General features: G+C 70.2%; 20 protein-coding genes and 1 pseudogene. 14 read left to right on the top strand and 7 right to left on the bottom strand.

Annotated elements, in window-relative coordinates; translation table 11 throughout:
* Window positions 1-11: 11 nt before the first annotated feature.
* Window positions 12-824 (bottom strand): winged helix-turn-helix domain-containing protein, encoded by an 813-nt coding sequence (locus tag ACIPC1_RS37785; RefSeq protein ID WP_402525695.1) that lies wholly within the window; start codon window positions 822-824, stop codon window positions 12-14.
* Here ACIPC1_RS37785 and ACIPC1_RS37780 point away from each other — a divergent pair.
* A complete protein-coding gene (locus tag ACIPC1_RS37780; protein ID WP_402525692.1) occupies window positions 738-1637 on the top strand; it encodes a 2OG-Fe(II) oxygenase family protein in 900 nt (299 codons plus the stop codon). The genes ACIPC1_RS37785 and ACIPC1_RS37780 overlap by 87 nt on opposite strands.
* A gap of 26 nt (window positions 1638-1663) precedes the next feature.
* Window positions 1664-2332: pseudogene (locus ACIPC1_RS37775) on the top strand (DUF427 domain-containing protein).
* A gap of 7 nt (window positions 2333-2339) precedes the next feature.
* Here the strand turns inward: ACIPC1_RS37775 and ACIPC1_RS37770 are convergent.
* Window positions 2340-3161 carry a DUF1684 domain-containing protein gene (locus tag ACIPC1_RS37770; protein WP_402525690.1) on the bottom strand — a complete coding sequence of 274 codons (822 nt, stop codon included), beginning with the start codon at window positions 3159-3161 and terminating at the stop codon, window positions 2340-2342.
* Window positions 3162-3474: 313 nt separating this feature from the next.
* Between ACIPC1_RS37770 and ACIPC1_RS37765 the strand changes: the two genes are divergently transcribed.
* Together ACIPC1_RS37765 and ACIPC1_RS37760 are read left to right on the top strand one after the other, a co-directional pair.
* Window positions 3475-4842 (top strand): FAD-dependent oxidoreductase, encoded by a 1368-nt coding sequence (locus tag ACIPC1_RS37765; protein ID WP_402525687.1) that lies wholly within the window; start codon window positions 3475-3477, stop codon window positions 4840-4842.
* A gap of 148 nt (window positions 4843-4990) precedes the next feature.
* On the top strand, window positions 4991-5623 hold the full coding sequence (locus ACIPC1_RS37760) for a dihydrofolate reductase family protein (RefSeq protein ID WP_402525684.1): 633 nt from the start codon (window positions 4991-4993) through the stop codon (window positions 5621-5623).
* Window positions 5624-5680: 57 nt separating this feature from the next.
* Here the strand turns inward: ACIPC1_RS37760 and ACIPC1_RS37755 are convergent, their stop codons facing one another.
* Complete coding sequence (locus ACIPC1_RS37755; RefSeq protein WP_402525778.1) at window positions 5681-6265, bottom strand: TetR/AcrR family transcriptional regulator; 585 nt, start codon at window positions 6263-6265, stop codon at window positions 5681-5683.
* 231 nt (window positions 6266-6496) lie between these two features.
* On the opposite strand from ACIPC1_RS37755, the gene ACIPC1_RS37750 reads away from it, so the two are divergent.
* Genes ACIPC1_RS37750 through ACIPC1_RS37735 form a run of 4 tightly spaced genes read left to right on the top strand, consistent with a single transcriptional unit; the run spans window position 6497 to window position 11448 of the window.
* Window positions 6497-7066: a (2Fe-2S)-binding protein gene (locus ACIPC1_RS37750; RefSeq protein ID WP_402525682.1), complete on the top strand. Its 570-nt coding sequence runs from the start codon at window positions 6497-6499 to the stop codon at window positions 7064-7066.
* The gene (locus ACIPC1_RS37745) at window positions 7063-8055 is read left to right on the top strand and encodes an FAD binding domain-containing protein (protein ID WP_402525680.1); all 993 of its coding nucleotides are present in this window, start codon (window positions 7063-7065) and stop codon (window positions 8053-8055) included. The genes ACIPC1_RS37750 and ACIPC1_RS37745 overlap by 4 nt, the downstream gene beginning before the upstream one ends.
* Window positions 8052-10187 (top strand): xanthine dehydrogenase family protein molybdopterin-binding subunit, encoded by a 2136-nt coding sequence (locus tag ACIPC1_RS37740; RefSeq protein ID WP_402525677.1) that lies wholly within the window; start codon window positions 8052-8054, stop codon window positions 10185-10187. The genes ACIPC1_RS37745 and ACIPC1_RS37740 overlap by 4 nt, the downstream gene beginning before the upstream one ends.
* Window positions 10180-11448, top strand: coding sequence for an XdhC family protein (locus tag ACIPC1_RS37735; protein ID WP_402525675.1), 1269 nt, complete (start codon window positions 10180-10182; stop codon window positions 11446-11448). Before ACIPC1_RS37740 ends, ACIPC1_RS37735 begins: the two co-directional genes overlap by 8 nt.
* Before the next feature lie 25 nt (window positions 11449-11473).
* Here the strand turns inward: ACIPC1_RS37735 and ACIPC1_RS37730 are convergent, their stop codons facing one another.
* Both ACIPC1_RS37730 and ACIPC1_RS37725 read right to left on the bottom strand, forming a co-directional pair.
* Window positions 11474-12169 (bottom strand): HAD family hydrolase, encoded by a 696-nt coding sequence (locus tag ACIPC1_RS37730; protein WP_402525673.1) that lies wholly within the window; start codon window positions 12167-12169, stop codon window positions 11474-11476.
* 76 nt (window positions 12170-12245) lie between these two features.
* The gene (locus ACIPC1_RS37725; RefSeq protein WP_402525671.1) at window positions 12246-12722 is read right to left on the bottom strand and encodes an Lrp/AsnC family transcriptional regulator; all 477 of its coding nucleotides are present in this window, start codon (window positions 12720-12722) and stop codon (window positions 12246-12248) included.
* Window positions 12723-13025: 303 nt separating this feature from the next.
* On the opposite strand from ACIPC1_RS37725, the gene ACIPC1_RS37720 reads away from it, so the two are divergent.
* From ACIPC1_RS37720 to ACIPC1_RS37700, 5 genes are all read left to right on the top strand, one after another.
* The gene (locus tag ACIPC1_RS37720) at window positions 13026-13463 is read left to right on the top strand and encodes an ATP-binding protein (protein WP_402525669.1); all 438 of its coding nucleotides are present in this window, start codon (window positions 13026-13028) and stop codon (window positions 13461-13463) included.
* 341 nt (window positions 13464-13804) lie between these two features.
* The gene (locus ACIPC1_RS37715) at window positions 13805-14668 is read left to right on the top strand and encodes a SigB/SigF/SigG family RNA polymerase sigma factor (protein ID WP_402525667.1); all 864 of its coding nucleotides are present in this window, start codon (window positions 13805-13807) and stop codon (window positions 14666-14668) included.
* Window positions 14669-14725: 57 nt separating this feature from the next.
* A complete protein-coding gene (locus tag ACIPC1_RS37710) occupies window positions 14726-14950 on the top strand; it encodes a DUF5133 domain-containing protein (protein ID WP_402525665.1) in 225 nt (74 codons plus the stop codon).
* Between the two features lie 55 nt (window positions 14951-15005).
* Entirely contained in the window at window positions 15006-15506 is a 501-nt protein-coding gene (locus tag ACIPC1_RS37705; RefSeq protein ID WP_402525663.1) for a DUF6328 family protein, read from the top strand.
* A gap of 121 nt (window positions 15507-15627) precedes the next feature.
* On the top strand, window positions 15628-15975 hold the full coding sequence (locus ACIPC1_RS37700) for a PRC-barrel domain containing protein (protein WP_402525660.1): 348 nt from the start codon (window positions 15628-15630) through the stop codon (window positions 15973-15975).
* Window positions 15976-16067: 92 nt separating this feature from the next.
* On the opposite strand, the gene ACIPC1_RS37695 is transcribed toward ACIPC1_RS37700, so the two are convergent.
* Together ACIPC1_RS37695 and ACIPC1_RS37690 are read right to left on the bottom strand one after the other, a co-directional pair.
* A complete protein-coding gene (locus ACIPC1_RS37695; protein WP_402525657.1) occupies window positions 16068-16550 on the bottom strand; it encodes an ATP-binding protein in 483 nt (160 codons plus the stop codon).
* Between the two features lie 22 nt (window positions 16551-16572).
* The gene (locus ACIPC1_RS37690) at window positions 16573-16830 is read right to left on the bottom strand and encodes a WhiB family transcriptional regulator (RefSeq protein WP_384382461.1); all 258 of its coding nucleotides are present in this window, start codon (window positions 16828-16830) and stop codon (window positions 16573-16575) included.
* 300 nt (window positions 16831-17130) lie between these two features.
* Between ACIPC1_RS37690 and ACIPC1_RS37685 the strand changes: the two genes are divergently transcribed.
* The gene (locus ACIPC1_RS37685; protein WP_402525654.1) at window positions 17131-17835 is read left to right on the top strand and encodes a GAF and ANTAR domain-containing protein; all 705 of its coding nucleotides are present in this window, start codon (window positions 17131-17133) and stop codon (window positions 17833-17835) included.
* The last annotated feature ends 7 nt before the right edge of the window (window positions 17836-17842 follow it).

The following is a 17842-nucleotide window of genomic DNA, read 5'->3' as shown; positions in this document are numbered from 1 at the left end:
GACACCCGCGGCTACGTCGGACCGGAGGTCCGCGGCGGAGTCGGCGTCGCGCGCAGCCGGAAGCCCACACCCCACTGCGTGGTGAGCAGGGCCGCGCCGCGCGGGCCGAGCTTGCGGCGGATGCGGTGGATGTGCAGGTCCACGGAACGGCTGCGGCTGCCGGCCCATTCGCCCAGGCCCGCGCGCAGGTCCTCCCGGGAGACGACCCGCCCGTTGCTGCGCAGCAGCGCCGCGAGGAGACGGAACTCCAGAGGTGTCAGGGAGACCGGGGAGCCGTCCACCAGCATCCGCTGACCGCCGGGGTCGAGGCTGATCCGGGAGGGGGCGGAGGCGACGTACGAACCGGGCATGGTGGCGCCGGGCGCCACCGGAAGGCCCGCGGCGCGCCAGGCCTCGTAGCCGCCGACGATGTCGGTCGCCCGCAGCAGCCCGAGATCGTGCAGGCCGGCGGCGGCCATGCTGGACATATAGCCCTCGGAGCAGATGAGGACGACGCGCAGGCCGTGGTCGGTCGCCTCCTCGATACGCCAGGCGCTGCACGGATCGAGCCGCCACTCCAGAACATTGCGGTCGATGACGAGAGAACCGGGGATCTCGCCCTGCGCCCGCCGCACCAGGTCCGCGCGGACGTCGACCAGCAGCGCGCCGTCGGCCAGTTCCCGGGCGGCGTCCTCGGGAGTGAGCCGGTCGAGGCGGGCACGGGCCTGCTCCAGCCGCTCGTGAATGGACGCGTGGCCGTGCGGAGGACGGAGCGTCGCGGCAGGTGCGGGCGCCGGGCGGGTGAGATCAGTGGCCGGGGGCAGCTGGCCAGCCCCACCGGACACCCCTACCGCGGCTGGCGCCAGTGGCCCGACGACTTCGGGCGGCTGGAGCTGGAGCGGTACAACATCGGCCAGTACGACGACGCCGGCGCCGCCGAGGCCGCCGGGCTCACACCGGAGCACGCCACGCTCTTCAAGGACGCCAACGTGTGGCCGCCGCAGGAACCCGCCCTGCGCGCCGCGACCCACCGCTACCACGACGCGTTCGTCGACGTCGCCCGCCGCGTCCTCGGCCTGTACGCGCGCGTGCTCGGCGTACCGGTGGACACCTTCCCGCTCGGCGACGATTTCTACACGACGACCGTCGTCAACGACTACCCGACGTGGCAGCACGGTACAGCCGGAGAGCAGGCCGAAGCGCCGGCGGCCGACGACAAGCTGCTCCTCCTGGAACACGCCGACAGCTCCGCGCTGACCGTGCTTCACCAGCAGGGTGCGTACGCGGGCCTGCATGGCCAGCGCCCCGACGGCAGCTGGATCCCCGTCCCCATCAGGCCGGACGCTCTCCAGGTGTTCACCGGCACCCTTCTGGCGAACTGGACGGACGGGCGGCTGCGTCCGGGACGGCACCGTGTGGTGGCCGGCGGCGCGGTGACCCGCCGCTCCTCGGCCGTGTTCGTCCACCCCGGCCTCGACACGGTCGTCGAACCGCTGCCCGCCTTCGCCGACCCCGACGGCTCCGACTTCGAACCGGTCTCGGTGTGGGAGCGGGCGAACGGGAAGGTGGAGGAGTACCTGAGGGTGTTCGGCCGCCCCGAACAGCTTGCCGCCCGACGCGAGAGCCGGCCGTACGTCGCCGACGTCGCCTCCGCCTGACCGACCCGGCCGAAGGGGAACCGACCATGACCACGCTGCTCACCGCAGTGGCCGTCCAGGCCACCCCGGAAGGCCTCCTGTGGGAGCCCGGCGAACGCTGGGTGCGCGGACGCAAGGGCGATGTCACCGTCGTCGACAGCAAGCACCCCGTCCTCGTGTGGGAGCCCGGACAGGTCGTCCCGCTCTACGTCTTCCCACGCGAGGACGTCCGCGAGGACCTGCTCCGCCCGGCCAAGAATCCTCCGACGGGCACGCGCGCCGGGTCGTAGATCCTCTACGACCTCGAAGTCGACGGCGAGCTGGTGGAGAACGCCGCCTGGACGTTCCCCGCCGACGACCTGGCCGGGCACATCGCCTTCGACTGGTTCCGGCCTACTCGCGCGTGAGGACATCCGTTTCGATCTCCTGGACCCCAGCGAGCACAGCCGCGTCTGCCCGTACAAGGGCACCGCCGAGTACTGGCGGTGGCACGGTGAGGCCGACCTGCCGCCGAACATCGTCTGGAGCTACCCGGAATGCTGCCCGCGGTGGGCGTCATCGAGGGACGCGTCGCCTTCTACAACGAAGTGGCCGACATCACGGTGGACGGCGAACGCCTGGATCGCCCCGTCACGCTCTTCAACGAGCAACTCGCGGCGCGGTCGTCGGCGGGCGGCGGCACCCTGCCGCCGCCCGCCGCCCAAGACCGGGTCTGAAGCAGGGTCAGAGCTGTCCGCCGCGCTCCAGCGGGATCTTCTCGCCCGCTTCGACGGCGACCGGCAGCCGGTTCTCCGTCGGCGGGAGCGGGCAGGTCGCCAGGTCGGTGTAGGCGCAGGGGAGGTTGCCGGCGCGGTTGAAGTCGACGGTCACCCTGCCCTCGCCGTCCGGGGGACCGACCTGGAGGGAGCGGTTCGCGGCGTACGTGGTCACGCCGGAGGTCTTGTCCGTGAACAGCACCATCAGGCTGCCCGGGGCCCTGCCGTTGAAGGCGGTGAGCCGGTGCGGCGTGCCGTCCAGTTCGAACTCGACCTGGCCGGGGGAGTCGTAGACGTGTTCCAGGCCCTCGACGGCGGCGCCGACGGTCACCGGGCGCGGTTCGGCGAAGGGCAGGAACCGCCCGGTGCGGACCCAGCGAGGGTCGGGGGCGTAGGCCGGGGTCTGGGTGAAGGCGTTGCGCAGCGCGCTGTCGGGGTGGCGGGGTCGCACGATGTCGTGGCCTCCGCGCTTGGCGACCTCGATCACCGCGTGACCCCACCCGGCCTGGACACTGGCCCGTTCGGCGATGACCCCGAAGTCGTACCGGCCGTGCACCGTCGTGCCGTCGACGGTCAGTTCCTCACCCTCGTCCAGCTCGACCACCACCCCGTCGGCGGTGCTCGACCAGGCTCCCGGGGCGTCCTCGAATCGAGTCGGCTCCGCGCTCAGCCAGCGCAGGCTCGTGATCGCCAGAAACCCGTGCGGACCGGCGAGCACCCCCTCCTTCGCGCTGTGCCACTGCTCCCACTCCTGTACGAAGCTGCCCAGGTCGACCTCTTGGACTGTCATGCCCGCTCCCTCGTATGGCACCGGAGGCGGACAGGCGCACCACCCGTCCGCCGCACTCGTCTGTTGAGTGCAACTGCCACGGCCCCGTAGGTCATTCCGGATTGCCGGAGGGATCGGGCCGCGATCGCCCCGACCACGTCGGCGGCGGCCAGGTCACCCGGGTTCTGAGGGGTCGGCCGGGCGATTTTCAGGGCCCGTCGACTCATAAGCCGGACTTATGAGGTCATAGATCGAACCCGACTACTGACTTAGGCTTGCCTTAGTTTAGGCTTCCCGGCGAGTACGTCTGTTGTCGCTCGAAGGGAACCTGAACATGCCTCGCCCTCTGCGAGTAGCCATTGTCGGAGCCGGCCCCGCCGGGATCTACGCTGCCGACGCGCTGCTGAAGTCCGCAGTGGCGGCGACCGAGCCCGGTGTCTCCATCGACCTCTTCGAGCGGATGCCGGCTCCCTTCGGACTGATCCGCTACGGCGTCGCCCCCGACCACCCCCGGATCAAGGGCATCGTCAAGGCCCTGAACCAGGTGCTCGACAAGCCCCAGGTCCGTCTCTTCGGCAACGTCGACTACCCGGGCGACATCAACCTCGACGACCTGCGCGCCTTCTACGACGCGGTGATCTTCTCCACGGGCGCGACGGCCGACCGGGCGCTCGCCATACCCGGCATCGATCTCGACGGCTCGTACGGCGCGGCGGACTTCGTCTCCTGGTACGACGGACACCCGGACGTGCCGCGGACCTGGCCGCTCGACGCGGAGAAGGTCGCCGTCCTCGGCGTCGGCAATGTCGCCCTCGACGTGGCGCGCATCCTGGCCAAGACGGCGGACGAGCTGCTGCCGACCGAGATCCCGCCCAACGTCCACGACGGCCTCAAGGCCAACAAGGCGCTGGAGGTCCACGTCTTCGGCCGACGCGGCCCGGCGCAGGCGAAGTTCAGCCCGATGGAGCTGCGGGAGCTGGACCACTCCCCGAACATCGAGGTCATCGTCGACCCCGAGGACATCGACTACGACGAGGGCTCGATCGCGGCCCGGCGCGGCGAGAAGCAGACCGACATGGTCGCCAAGACCCTGGAGAACTGGGCCATCCGCGACGTCGGCGACCGGCAGCACAAGCTCTTCCTGCACTTCTTCGAGTCGCCCACCGAGATCCTCGGCGAGGACGGCAGGGTCGTCGGCCTGCGCACCGAGCGCACCGCGCTGGACGGCACCGGCAACGTCAAGGGCACCGGCGAGTTCAAGGACTGGGACCTCGGTGCCGTCTACCGTGCCGTCGGCTACCTCTCCGACAAGCTGCCCAAGCTGCCCTGGGACGTCGACTCCGGCACGGTTCCCGACCAGGGCGGCCGGGTCATCGAGGAGACCGGCGAGCACCTCCAGTCGACGTACGTCACCGGCTGGATCCGGCGCGGCCCCGTCGGTCTGATCGGCCACACCAAGGGCGACGCCAACGAGACGGTGGCCAGCCTGCTCGACGACCACGGCAACGGCCGCCTGCACACCCCCGCCGCACCCGCCCCGGAGGCCGTGGACGCGTTCCTGGCCGAGCGGAACGTCCGCTACACCACCTGGGAGGGCTGGTACCGCCTCGACGCCGCGGAGAAGGCGCTCGGCGAACCGCAGGGCCGCGAGCGCGTGAAGCTCGTCGAACGCGAGGAGATGCTGGACGCGAGCGGCGCGTAGGACCTCGGAGCGCGGCGCGTGACCCCCCGGCCGTATCGCCGCAACTTCTGCTCCTGATCCGCAAGTCGTCGTCGAGGACCGTCGATCCGGGTGTCTCTTGTTCGACGTAGGGGTGAGAGACGGAGACGGCGAACCGAGGAGTACGACGATGCCGAAGCTGCGCGTACACAACATCACGATCTCGCTGGACGGCTTTGCCGCAGGCACCAACCAGCGACTGGAGTATCCGCTCGGTGAGGGCTTCGGGGAGGACATGCACAAATGGATGTTCGCCGCGTTGCGTGACCAGGCCGAGGGCAGGACAGGGATCGACGTCGACCACGTCGCCCGCAGTGAGGAGAACATCGGGGCCACCATCATGGGGCGCAACATGTTCGGGCCCCAGCGAGGACCGTGGCCGGACGAGACCTGGCGCGGCTGGTGGGGCGACAACCCGCCCTACCACAACGACGTGTTCGTGCACACTCATCACCTTCGGCCCGCGCTGGTGATGGAGGGCGGGACCACGTTCCATTTCACCGACGAGCCCGTCGAGAAGGTGTTGGAGCGGGCGTTCGAGGCGGCGGCGGGCCAGGACGTGCGGATCGGCGGAGGGGCGGCCACCGTTCAGCAGTACCTGCGCGCCGGTCTGATCGACGAGCTGCACCTGGCCATCTTCCCGACTCTCCTCGGGAGGGGCGAGCGCCTGTTCGACAACCTGGGGGACGGGGTCGACGGCTACCGGGTCACGGAACTGGTCAGCTCGGCGGCCGTCACGCACGCCAGGCTGGTCCGTCGCTGACCAGCCAGCCAGCCGTCCATCCATGTTCGGCCGGCCGGGCCGCCCGATCAACGAGGCTCATGCGCCGCCGTGGCGAGACCCGGGTGCACCCGCGCGCAAGCCGTCCATGACCAGGTCCAGCAGCCGTCGGGCGCGCGGCTGCCACTCTCCGTGCGGGTCGATCTGCCAGAGTCCGGCGATGGCGAGCATGAAGTCGTCGGGGGTCACTCCCGGGCGGATGGTGCCCGCCTCCTTGTTCGCCTTCAGCAACAGGGTGATGGCCGAGGTCACCGGGCCGTATCCCACCTTGGCCAGGGTGCCGTGCGGCGGCCCTGCGGTCTTGCGCAGCGCGTCGGCCAGGCCGGCCTTGGCCATGGCGTACCGGGCGAGGCGGTCCATCCACTCCCGCAGGGCCTGGTCGGGAGCTCGGGTCTCCAGCAGCTGGGCCGCGGTGTCGGCGACCTGCTGCACCTCGTAGCGGTACACCTCAAGGACGAGTGCCTCGCGGTTCGGGAAGTTCCGGTAGAACGTTCCCTGTCCGACGCCGGCCTTCTTCGCGATCACGCTCAGCGGGGCGTCGGCCGCGCGCGTCAGCTCCGTGAGCGCCACCGCGAGGATGCGCTCGCGATTGCGTTGCGCGTCCGAGCGCAGGGGAGCGCCCATGTCGCTCGTGTCCCCGTCGCTGGTGTGCACGTCGCTCGTGTCCTCGTCGGGTCGCACGCGTCCTCCTTCCGGCCGGGTCTTGCTAAGCGGACAACTGTCCGTTAGGTTCGGGGCTACCGGACAGCTGTCCGCTTAGAGCCCACTGTAGCGGCAGATCAGGCCAGTGTGGCCGACTGATGTCCATCGCCACCGACTCCTTCACCTGTAGTGCTATGCGAAAGAAGGCCGATCATGGCCCCCTCGACGTCGAGCGCCATCACCCTGAACATCAACGGGGAGAAACACACGCTGCCCGTCGACCACCGCACCACCCTGCTCGACGCGCTGCGTGAGCGCCTGGATCTGACCGGCACCAAGAAGGGCTGCGATCAGGGCCAGTGCGGCGCCTGCACGGTGCTGCTCGACGGGCGCCGGGCCCTCTCCTGCCTCCAGCTCGCGGTCGCCGCCGAGGGGCGGGCGATCACCACCATCGAAGGTGTGGCGGACGGTGACCGGCTGCACCCCGTCCAGCAGGCCTTCCTCGACCTCGACGGCTACCAGTGCGGGTACTGCACACCGGGGCAGATCTGTTCCGCCATCGCGGTGATCGAGGAGCACGCGGCGGGCTGGCCGAGCGCCGTCACCGCCGACGTCCGGCCCGAAGCGGTGGTCCCGCCGCTCACCGACGAGGAGATACGCGAGCGGATGAGCGGAAACCTGTGCCGCTGCGGCGCGTATGTGTCAATCGTGCGGGCGGTCGAGCGGGCCGCGCAGGCCCAGGCGGCCGAGGCCGAGACCCGGACCGAAGGAGCGGCGGTATGAGGGAGTTCGAGTACCAGCGTGCGTTCGACGTCCCCGGCGCGGTCGCCCTGCTCGACGCCGACCCAGAGGCGCGCTTCCTCGGCGGCGGCACCAACCTCGTCGACCTGATGAAGGCCGGTGTGGAAAGGCCCGCCCGGCTCGTCGACGTACGCGAACTGCCCCTCGACCGGATCGAGTTCACACCGGACGACGGACTGCGCATCGGCGCGACGGTCACCAACAGCGACCTTGCCGCCCACCCCGAAGTGCGCCGCCACTACCCGGCGTTGACGCAGGCCGTCCTGGCCGGCGCCTCCGGTCAGCTGCGCAACATGGCCACGGTCGGCGGGAACCTGCTCCAGCGCACCCGCTGCGGCTACTTCACCGACCTGGCAAAACCGTGCAACAGGCGTGCTCCCGGCAGCGGTTGCCCCGCCGTCAAGGGCGAGCACCACAACCACGCCATCCTCGGCGCCTCCGAACACTGCGTGGCCACCCACCCCTCGGACATGGCGGTCGCGCTCGCTGCCTTCGACGCCGTCGTGTCGTACGAAACGGCCGACGGGCCGGGCGAGTTGCCGCTCGCGGAGCTCTACCTCCCGGTGGGTGACACCCCTCATCTGGAGACGGCGCTGCCGCCCGGCGCACTGATCACCGGCGTCACCCTGCCGTCGACGCGGGTCGCCGCCAACTCCCGCTACCGCAAGGTGCGCGAGCGCGCCTCGTACGCCTTCGCCGTCGGCTCGGTCGCCGCCGCCCTCGACGTCCAGGACGATGTCGTACGTGAAGTGCGGCTGGCCTTCGGAGCGGTGGCGTCCAGGCCGTGGCGGGCCTCGGAGGCCGAACGGGTGCTGACCGGGGGACCGGTGAGTGCCGAGGCGTTCGCCGCCGCGGCCGACGCCGAACTGGCGGCCGCCGAAGCGCTGCCCCACAACGGATACAAGGTGACGCTGATCCGCAACCTCGTCGTGGCCGTGCTCACCGAACTCGCCGAGGAGGCCACCCGATGACGGCGCCGACACCGACCACGACAACCGGAACCGCCGCCGCGACCCGCGCCGTCGGCACCGCCCACACGCGCCTGGAGGGCCGGGCCAAGGTCACCGGCGCGGCCCGCTACGCCGGAGAGATCCCCTACGCCGAACTCGCCCACGGCTGGCTGGTGTTGTCGACCGCGGCCCGCGGACGTATCCGTTCGGTGGAGGACGCGCCCGTCCTCGGGATGCCCGGAGTCCTCGCCGTCCTGCACCACGGGAACGCCCCGCGCCTCCACGCGAACTACACGAACGCGTTCGGGCAGCCCGACCCCGTGCTGCAGCTCTTCCAGCACGACCGCGTCCCCTTCGTCGGCTGGCCGGTGGCTCTGGTCGTCGCCGAAACCTCCGAGCAGGCGAGGGAGGCCGCCGAGGCGCTGCTGGTCCGGTACGACGAGGAGCCGCACGACGTCGCGTTCTCCGCCGGGCGACCGGGGACATACACACCGGAGGACTCGGAGACGGCGAAAGGGGACCTGGAGTCCGAACTCGCCGCGTCCGAAGTCGTCGTGGACGCCGAATACACCACGCCGGAGGAGCACCACAGCCCCTTGGAGCCGCACGCGGCGATGGCGCGCTGGGACAACGGCCGACTCGAAGTCGTCGACTCCAACCAGGGCAGCGCGTTCGTGGCGGACGAGCTCGCGAAACTGTTCTCGCTCGACCGCGACTCGGTGCGGGTGCGGTCCGAACACGTGGGCGGCGGCTTCGGAGCCAAGGCGACCCGTCCGCACTCGATCCTCGCCGTGATGGCGGCGACCGTCCTGCACCGCCCGGTCAGAGTCGTACTGACCCGTCGTCAGATGTTCTCGCTGGTCGGCTATCGCAGCCCCACCGCGCAGCGCGTCAGGCTCGGCGCCGACGCCGACGGGCGACTGCGCGCGTTCGACCACCAGGCGCACAGCCTGACCTCGACCGTCCATGAATTCGTCGAGAACAGCGCCAACTTCGGGCACGCGATGTACGACGCCGACGCGCATCACACCGTGAACCGTGTCGTACGGCTCGACGTGCCGACTCCGAGCTGGATGCGCGCGCCGGGCGAGGCACCGGGCTCGTTCGCGGTGGAGTCCGCGCTCGACGAACTCGCCGAGAAGTGCGGCATCGACCCGATCGCACTGCGCGTACGCAACGAGCCCGACGTCGGGCCCGTCTCCGGGCTGCCGTTCGCCAGCCGGAACGTCCTCGCCTGCTATCAGGAGGGCGCCCGCAGGTTCGGCTGGGCGGACCGCGACCCGCGCCCCGGCATCCGTCGCGAAGGGCGCTGGCTGCTCGGTACCGGTATGGCGGCGTCCGCGTTCCCGACGCTCTCCGCACCGTCGACGGCGGCCGTGACGGCGGAGGTGGACGGTACCTTCACCGTGCGGATCACCGCGTCGGACATCGGGACGGGGGCGCGCACCGCGCTGACGCAGATCTCCGCGGACGCGCTGGAGGTGGAACCGGGGCGGGTGCGGGTACGGATCGCCGACAGTGATTTCGGTCAGGCGATGATCGCCGGCGGCTCGATGGGCACCCGCTCGTGGGCCTGGGCGATCAACGCCGCCGCGGGCGAGCTGCGTGAGCAACTGGCCCTGGGCGGTGGCATTCCACCCCAGGGGATCACCGCACGCTCCAACACCTTCGAAGCCGTCCGCGCACTGTCCAAGAAGGAACGGAACGCGTTCGGTGCGCAGTTCGCCGAGGTCGCGGTGGATGTCACCAGCGGTGAAGTACGCGTACGGCGGATGCTCGGCATCTTCGCCGCGGGCCGGATCGTCAACCCGCTGACCGCACGCGGCCAGTTCATCGGCGGGATGGTCTGGGGGCTGTCCATGGCGCTGCACGAGGAGGCGGTCAGGGACCAGGCATCCGGCGGCCATGTCGGCGCCGACCTCGCGGGCTACCACTTCGCCGCACACGCCGACATTCCGCCCATCGAGGCGGACTGGGTGGACGACCCGGACCCCGACGACCCCGTCGGAATCAAGGGCATCGGCGAGATCGGGGTGGTGGGCGGCGCCGCGGCGATCGCCAACGCGGTCTGGCACGCGACCGGCGTACGCCACCGCCATCTGCCGATCCGGCCCGACCGCGTGCTGATGGCGACTGCGGGCGGACATGCTTGACCTCGCCGACGAGTTGAACCTGTGGACCGAGGAGGGCCGGGACTTCGCCGTCGCCACCGTGGTGTCGGTCGGTGGCAGCGCGCCACGCGGTCCCGGCGCCGCCCTCGCCGTCGACGGCCACGGCACGGTCATCGGCTCGGTCTCCGGCGGCTGCGTCGAAGGGGCGGTGTACGAGCTGTGCGTCCAGGCCCTCCAGGACGGCCACCCGGTGCTCGAACGGTTCGGCTACAGCGACGAGGACGCCTTCGCGGTGGGCCTCACCTGCGGCGGGGTCATCGATGTCCTGGTCACGCCGGTACGAGCGGACGCGCCCGGCGGGAAGGTGATCGCGGCGGCCCTGTCGGCCGCCGCCCGCCGGGAGGCGGTCGCCGTGGCCCGGGTGGTCCGCGGCCCGGCCGAGCTGCTCGGCGGGGCGTTGTTGGTCCACGCCGACGGGTCGCATGACGGAGGACTCGGGGGCTCGGACGGGAGGGACTCGCACGAGTTGCACGCGGGCGGCCCGGAGGGTTCGTACGACGGCGGTCTCCATGGCCCTCGCACAGATGACGGCCACGACGGCCACGACGGCCTCCCGGCTCCGGACCGGACCGCGCTGGCGGAGGCCCGCGCGATGCTGGACGCCGGTCGGACGGGCACGGTCGAGATCTCCGAGGACGGATCCCGCTGCCCGGGCGGCGTGACCCTGTTCGTCGAGACGAGGGTGCCGCCGCCCCGCATGATCGTGTTCGGTGCCGTGGACTTCGCGGCGGCGCTGGTGCGGGCGGGCAGGTTCCTCGGCTATCACGTGACCGTGTGCGACGCCCGTCCGGTCTTCGCCACACGCCTCCGCTTCCCCGAGGCCGACGAGATCGTGGTCGACTGGCCGCACCGCTACCTCCGGAGCACGGGGACCGACGGGCGCACGGTGCTGTGTGTGCTCACGCATGACGCCAAGTTCGACATTCCGCTGCTGGAGACGGCCCTGCGGCTGCCGGTCGCGTTCGTCGGTGCGATGGGCTCGCGCCGCACCCATCAGGACCGTGATCGTCGGCTGCGCGAAGTCGGGCTCACCGACGCCGAGTTGGCCCGCCTGCGGTCCCCGATCGGACTCGACCTCGGCGCCCGTACGCCCGAGGAGACCGCCCTGTCCATCGCGGCGGAGATCGTCGCGGCCCGCCGGGGAGGGACCGGCGTTCCGCTGACCGGATCGGGGACACCGATCCACCGCGACATGGACGGGAGGGACGCCGGCGGGCCGGCCCGCACCGAGGCGGCCGCGTGAACCGGTGAAGGTCTGCGCGGGAAGCTCAGGAGGCCGGAGCCGGGTTCACGAGCCAGTCGTACGCCGCCCGTGCCGTGAACTCGGCCTGGCCGCCGCGCAGCAGCAGATCCGCCGTGGCGAACCGCGGGTCGTCGGCCTGGGCGGCGACGTAAGGGATGGCGATGCAGCGCATCCCGGCCGCGTGCGCGGCCGCGGCGCCCGGGGCGGCGTCCTCCAGGACCATGCAGTCGGGCGCGGACGCCCCCAGGCGGCGCGCCGCCTCCAGGAAGACATCGGGTGCGGGCTTGCCGTGCGCGACCTCGTCGGAGGAGACGACGATCGGCAGGTGGGCGACCAGGCCCGTGCCGGTCAGGATCGCCTCGATGGCCTCCGGCGAGGAGCCCGAGGCCACGGCCATCGGGACGCCGTCCCCGGCCAGCAGTTCCACGAACTTCCGCATCTCCGGGTACACACGCGTGGAGGCGCGGGCCAGCTCCAGGTAGCGGCGGTTCGTCTCGGCGAACAGGGTGTCGAGCGGCACCGCCAGGCCGTAGCGATCCTTCAGGAGCGCGAGTGTCTCCTGGGTGCTGATGCCGACGTAACTCTCGTGGTCGGACCAGGTGAAGTCGGTGACGCCGAGCTCGGCGAGCGTCCGCCGGCCCGCCTCGAAGTAGTTCGGCTCGCTGTCCACGAGCGTTCCGTCGAGATCGAAGATCACTGAGGTGCTGCCGAGGGTGCTCATGGAATCCAGGATGCCAATGATCAGCTCGGTGCCGGGCCGTCCGGGCCGCTGGTGCGGTGAGCGCGGGGGCGGCCGGTCAGTTCCTCGCGGCGCGCCCGATCGACTCCACCAGCGGCAGCAACCGCTGCGGGACGCGCTCGCGCAGTACCACCTCCGTACGGGTGCGCACGACGCCCGGCACGCTGATCAGCGCCTGGATGACATCCTCCAGGTGCGCGTTGTCGCGCGCCACGACCCGGGTCAGCAGATCGCCGCCGCCGGTGATCGAGAACGCCTCGATGATCTCCGGTACGGCGGCCAACGCGTCGCCGACGTCGTCGAGATGGCCCTGCGTGACCTCGATGTGCACGAAGGCGAGCACGGGATGGCCCAGTGCCGCGGGGGACAGGGTCGGGCTCGTACCGGTGATCACTCCCTCCCGCTCCAGCCGGTCGAGGCGGGCCTGGAGGGTGCCGCGGGCGATGCCGAGCGTACGGGCGTACTCGCGCACGCTGGTGCGTGGCTGCTCCAGCAACAGTCGCAGAATACGGGTGTCCAGCTCGTCCACGGCCATGGTCCGTCGCCCTCCTGCCGCCTCCGGTGATCACTTCCGACTGTACCAATGGCACCGCTCAAGGCGAATCTGCTGAACCAGCACCCGGATGCCACCCCAGGCCTTCGCGGCCGACGGGTTTGGAGCGCCATTCCGCGGTCAGCCGTAGAGGTGGACCCTCTGCCGAGGACAAGACGGATCAGTTGAAGGACGCCCGGAATTCCGTCTCCTGCGAGATGGCCCCGGCAAAAGGCAATGAAAAAAGGTCACGAGAAAAGGTCACACGACGAGACTTGGGAGCAAAGCATGTGCGCGGAACACCGGATGAACCGGACGCTCTCCACCGACACGGTGGCTGTCCCGGAGCAGCCGCGCTCAGGGCCGCGCAGTCCGGCCGAGGTGCGCCAGGCGGTCAGGCGCGCAATTGAGGGGCGATTCCGCGACAGCGATACCGCTGATGACGAGGATGCCGCCAGTGACGCCTTGCTCGTGGCCTCCGAACTGACGACCAACGCGATCAGGCACGGGGGCGGCCTCACGGACTTTCAGGTCACGCTGGCCGGCTGCGAAGTACTCCTGTCGGTGAGTGATCGAAGCGAGCAACTGCCGCTGGTCGTACGCGATGTCGACGAGCCGGCTGACCTGCGGGTGGGAGGCCATGGCTGGCCGATCGTCTGCCGTCTCGCGCGCGATGTCGTCGTCTCGGATCTGCGCACCGGAGGAAAGCGCATCACGGCTGTGGTGCCCCTCTCGTCGTCCTGAGGCTTTCCGGAGAATATCGGCCTCGTTTCCGTCTTTCCGCCGGGCGTATGCGTGACAGGCCCGTATGCCCCGGCTCGCAGCGCATATGCCTTGCCTCCGAACCCGTGAGAAGTGAGCCTGCCCTCTCACGTGTTCTTTTCGGACAAGGGCGTCTTCCGGACGTGGCTCGCGGAAGAAGTGAACACGTCTGTTTGGCCGGAGGAATGCCGGGCAACTGGATTTCGTGCTTCGGACCGGAGGCGCGCCGGCGGGAGTGGTATGCCGCATGGCCGCCCTTCGGCGGCCCGATGGCACCGCGTCTCGCGGTCAGACCCCAACAGCACCGTGGAGGGCGATTTCGCATGCTCACTGACGTATCCGCGCGCATTTCCCCCGGCCCCGCCCCGAGCGGGTCCGCCGCCAAACGACCGTACGACGACGCACCGGACTGCGCATCGGCTTTCACCCGGCTGGTGGAGCTGGACGAGGGGCCCGAGCGCGACCTCATCCGCGATGAACTGGTCGAGGCGTGGCTGCCGATGGCCTATCGCATCGCGGGCCGCTTCCGTGACCGGGGCGAGTCGATCGAGGACCTTCGACAGGTCGCGGCACTGGGCCTGGTGAAGGCCGTCGACCGCTTCGACCCGGCGCGCGGGGCCTTCGAGAGCTACGCGGTACCGACCATCACCGGCGAGATCAAGCGCCACTTCCGCGATCGCATGTGGGCGTTGCGGGTTCCGCGGCGCGTGCAGGAACTCAGGAACACGGTGCGGATCGCACGTCGCGAGCTCAGCCAGTTCGCCGGTGCTTCCGAGCCCACGGTCGCCGAGATCGCCGCCCACACCGGTCTCTCGGAGGACGAGGTCGGTGACGGGATGGAGGCGATGGAGAGCTTCAGCACCCTCTCCCTGGACGCCGAACTGTCCTCCAGGGAGGACGGCTACAGCCTTGCCGACACACTCGGCGCGGCCGACTCCTCCTTCGACACGGTGGTGGACCGCGAGGCCGCGAAGCGGGGCCTGAGCCGCCTGCCCGAGCGCGAGCGCGCCATCCTGTACATGCGGTTCTTCGAGGACATGACCCAGAACCGGATCGCCGACCGGCTGGGCATCTCCCAGATGCACGTCTCCCGGCTCATCACCAACAGCTGTGCCCGCGTACGTGCCGAGGTGCTCGCCGACGAGGCGCGTCGTCAGGACCCCGCGGGACCGACCCGAACCACCTGACCGGTCAGCTGCTTTCGCTTGTTCCTGCCTGCTCTCACATGACCTAGGAGTACGGACATGCTGATGCCCCACCCGGAGACGCTGCGCGAGCTCGTGGCCGAGTACGAGGCACTCGCGGCCCAGGAAGCCGCGGACGGTACGGGAAGGCCGGGCCCACGGGCTCAGGACCTCGCGTACACGCTCTGTGTCTCGACCGGCACCCGTGATGTGCGGCTGGCTCTGGCGGCGGCCCGTCGGCAACTCGTGGGCGAGAGCGCGGTGATACCCGCGATGAGCGACTGACACCGGACAGGAGCGCACCGGCAACCGAATCGAACCACTCCAAGCGGGAGGAAAGTTGACCGTCTCGGGAGACGAAGCAGCCACCGGGAACGCTGGGCGTGACGAGACCCCGGAAGAGGGAGCCGACCGCAAATGGAGCGAGCTCATCCAGGAGATCCGGGTGGCTCAGACGGGTGTGCAGATCCTGTTCGGCTTCCTGCTCACCGTCGTGTTCACTCCGCGATACGGGCAGTTGGCGCAGCTGGACAAGGCCATCTACATCGTCACGGTGGTCCTCGGGGCCGCTGCGACGGGTGCGCTGATAGGTCCCGTGGCCCTTCACCGGATCGTCTCCGGGCGGCGCGTCAAACCGCAGGCGGTGAGGTGGGCTTCGCGGCTGACCTTCGTAGGGCTCGTTCTGCTCCTCGCGACCATGACCGCGTCGCTGCTGCTGATTCTCCGGGTGGCCACGCACGACGTGTACGTTCCGTGGCTCGTCGCCGGGGTGGTCGCCTGGTACCTGTTCTGCTGGTTCTTCCTGCCCATGTGGGTGCGCTATCGGTACACCAGCGACTGACACACCAACGACTGACACACCAACGACTGACACCTCCGCGACCGCTACAGCAGCGTCCGATGCGCCGGCGCACCAACCCCCGGCACCGCCGGCGCACCCACCCCCGACACCAGGAGTACCCGTGCACGAGTCCCTGTGGAACTACACGCCCACCAGCGGTCACACGCCCGACGACGACCTGACCGGCTACGCGGTCGAGGCCGCGGACGGCCATATCGGAACCGTCGACAAGCACTCCGGCGCCGTCGTCGACCAGTACATCGTGGTCGACACGGGTGTGTGGATCTTCGGCAGGAAGGTCATGCTGCCCGCCGGCACGATCGTGGCCATCGACCATGAGGCCAAGAAGGTCCATGTGTCCCTCAGCAAGACCGAGATCAAGGCGTCACCCGAGTTCGACGAGGACAAACACCTGGGCGACCCCGCCTACCGCGACCAGCTGGGCGGCCACTACGGATCCGGTCACTGAGGCCGTCCGTCCGGCCGTCCCCGCCACGGTCCGGGCGCCACCACGCCCGGACCCGCCACGCACCGGGAGAGCACCAGGGCAGGAACGGCAGATCACCAGGGTAGGAAGGTGTGCACGTCCTTGCCGTCGGGCCGCAGTTCCACGCTGACCTGGTCGCACAGGGTGTGAATCAGGTGCCAGCCGATTCCGCCACCGCCCTGCCGCGGATGGAACGGGCGGGGTGCGGGCGGAGTGGTGCTGCTGTCCCGCACGGTCACATGGACGCCGTCGAAGGTGCGGCGCATGTGGAGTTCGAAGGGACCGGGGGCGTACTGGACCGAGTTGGCGACGAGTTCGGTGACCACCAGCAGGATGTCGTCCCAGTGCTCGACCGTGCTCGGCGGCGACGCCCGGGCGAGGGAGGCCAGATAGCCTTCCGCTGTCAGGCGCGCATCGGTCACGTTGCGCAACTGGCCGGCGAAGGCCTTGGAGAGGGCCTCGGTCCCCTGTCGCGTCGGCTTTCTTTCCCCACTCGGATCGCTCGCCATGTCGCCTTCCCGTGTGGGCTCCTCCACGCTCTCCCCTGACGTGGACATGGTCCCCCTTGCCGGGGGCTGCCTACGCCGTGGTGCCTCGGGACCGCCGAGCCGCCCGCCGCCACAATGAACGCCGCTCAGCCTCACTTGTACCACCCCAGACCCCGATACTCTGGCCCGTTTCGAGGGCCCACTCCAGGCACTGGTCGCGTACCGGGCAGCCCTGGCAGACGGCCTTCGCCTCGTTGATCTGCAGAATCGCGGGGCCTGTCGTGCCGACGGGGAAGAACAGGTCGGGGTCGACGGTGCGGCATGCCGCGGATTCGCGCCAGTTGTCCATGAGGGCCTCCTGCGCTCGCAGTCGTGTGGATCGGTGCGGGTTCCTTCGGTGTTCGGGTCACCCGTGATGGCACAGGTGAAACAGAAATGCGCCGATGACCCGAATGTCCTGCCGACGCGTGAGCCGAATGTCCTGCGGCCCGTGCCCCGGCTGTCCTCCCGGCGCGTGCCCCGGATGTCCTGCTGAAATCCGCCTGCTTGAACCCTGACCCACCAGGGAAAGCGGATTCGAAGCGCGGCCGGTCATGTGCCCGCGCCGGGCGAACGGCAGTCACCTGCCGACGAGTTGAGGAGGTGGAACATGGCGCAGGAACCCGACGACGTCTGGGAGCGGTTCGCCATCGGCCTGGCGGAGATGGCGCGGGATCTGCTGGCACAGGACTCGGTCCAGACCACCCTGGACCGGATCGTGGCGCACGCCTCGGTGCTGATCACGGGAGTCGACGAGGCCGGGATCCTCACCGTCCGTCACGGCGAGGTCCACGCTCTGTCCGCGACGAGTGACCTGGTGCGCACCGCGGACCGGATTCAGCAGGACCTGCGGGAAGGGCCGTGCTTCGACGCCGTCGTCGACCGCCGACAGGTCTACTCCATCGAGGATCTGCGGGAACCGCATGAGCGCTGGTCGCGCTTCGCCCCCGAGCTGAGGAAGCTCGGCATGGGGAGTTCCCTGGGCTATCTGCTGTTCACCGAGGACGACGCGCTCGGCGCGCTCAACCTCTACTCGCGCCTGCCGCACGCCTTCGACGACATGGCACAGCGCGCGGGCTGGGTGCTCGCCTCCCACGCGGCCGTGGCGTTCTCCGCCGCCCGCACGCACCAGCAGCTCAGCCACGCGCTGGAGACGCGCCACGAGATCGGTGAGGCCATGGGCATCCTCATGGAGCGCCACGGGCTGAGCGAGGACACGGCCTTCAAGGCCCTCAAGAAGGCCTCCCAGGACCGCAACATCAAACTCCGCGAGATAGCGCGTCAGATCTGCCGGACCGGCGAGAGACCCGACTGACCGCACC

The organism is Streptomyces sp. NPDC087263 (assembly GCF_044744645.1).
Classification (GTDB): Bacteria; Actinomycetota; Actinomycetes; order Streptomycetales; family Streptomycetaceae; genus Streptomyces.
The sequence above is the reverse complement of the archived record's forward strand: the minus strand, read 5'-3'. Positions and strand labels throughout refer to the sequence as shown.

What these genes read in the sequence shown, in the direction of transcription:
- ACIPC1_RS37685 (WP_402525654.1), top strand. Translation starts at nt 17,131, where the DNA reads ATGGCGCAGGAACCCGACGACGTCTGGGAGCGGTTCGCCATCGGCCTG.
- ACIPC1_RS37690 (WP_384382461.1), bottom strand. Translation starts at nt 16,830, where the DNA reads ATGGACAACTGGCGCGAATCCGCGGCATGCCGCACCGTCGACCCCGAC.
- ACIPC1_RS37770 (WP_402525690.1), bottom strand. Translation starts at nt 3,161, where the DNA reads ATGACAGTCCAAGAGGTCGACCTGGGCAGCTTCGTACAGGAGTGGGAG.
- ACIPC1_RS37710 (WP_402525665.1), top strand. Translation starts at nt 14,726, where the DNA reads ATGCTGATGCCCCACCCGGAGACGCTGCGCGAGCTCGTGGCCGAGTAC.
- ACIPC1_RS37715 (WP_402525667.1), top strand. Translation starts at nt 13,805, where the DNA reads ATGCTCACTGACGTATCCGCGCGCATTTCCCCCGGCCCCGCCCCGAGC.
- ACIPC1_RS37720 (WP_402525669.1), top strand. Translation starts at nt 13,026, where the DNA reads ATGAACCGGACGCTCTCCACCGACACGGTGGCTGTCCCGGAGCAGCCG.
- ACIPC1_RS37730 (WP_402525673.1), bottom strand. Translation starts at nt 12,169, where the DNA reads ATGAGCACCCTCGGCAGCACCTCAGTGATCTTCGATCTCGACGGAACG.
- ACIPC1_RS37760 (WP_402525684.1), top strand. Translation starts at nt 4,991, where the DNA reads ATGCCGAAGCTGCGCGTACACAACATCACGATCTCGCTGGACGGCTTT.
- ACIPC1_RS37755 (WP_402525778.1), bottom strand. Translation starts at nt 6,265, where the DNA reads ATGGGCGCTCCCCTGCGCTCGGACGCGCAACGCAATCGCGAGCGCATC.
- ACIPC1_RS37740 (WP_402525677.1), top strand. Translation starts at nt 8,052, where the DNA reads ATGACGGCGCCGACACCGACCACGACAACCGGAACCGCCGCCGCGACC.
- ACIPC1_RS37745 (WP_402525680.1), top strand. Translation starts at nt 7,063, where the DNA reads ATGAGGGAGTTCGAGTACCAGCGTGCGTTCGACGTCCCCGGCGCGGTC.
- ACIPC1_RS37765 (WP_402525687.1), top strand. Translation starts at nt 3,475, where the DNA reads ATGCCTCGCCCTCTGCGAGTAGCCATTGTCGGAGCCGGCCCCGCCGGG.
- ACIPC1_RS37735 (WP_402525675.1), top strand. Translation starts at nt 10,180, where the DNA reads ATGCTTGACCTCGCCGACGAGTTGAACCTGTGGACCGAGGAGGGCCGG.
- ACIPC1_RS37695 (WP_402525657.1), bottom strand. Translation starts at nt 16,550, where the DNA reads ATGTCCACGTCAGGGGAGAGCGTGGAGGAGCCCACACGGGAAGGCGAC.
- ACIPC1_RS37725 (WP_402525671.1), bottom strand. Translation starts at nt 12,722, where the DNA reads ATGGCCGTGGACGAGCTGGACACCCGTATTCTGCGACTGTTGCTGGAG.
- ACIPC1_RS37750 (WP_402525682.1), top strand. Translation starts at nt 6,497, where the DNA reads ATGGCCCCCTCGACGTCGAGCGCCATCACCCTGAACATCAACGGGGAG.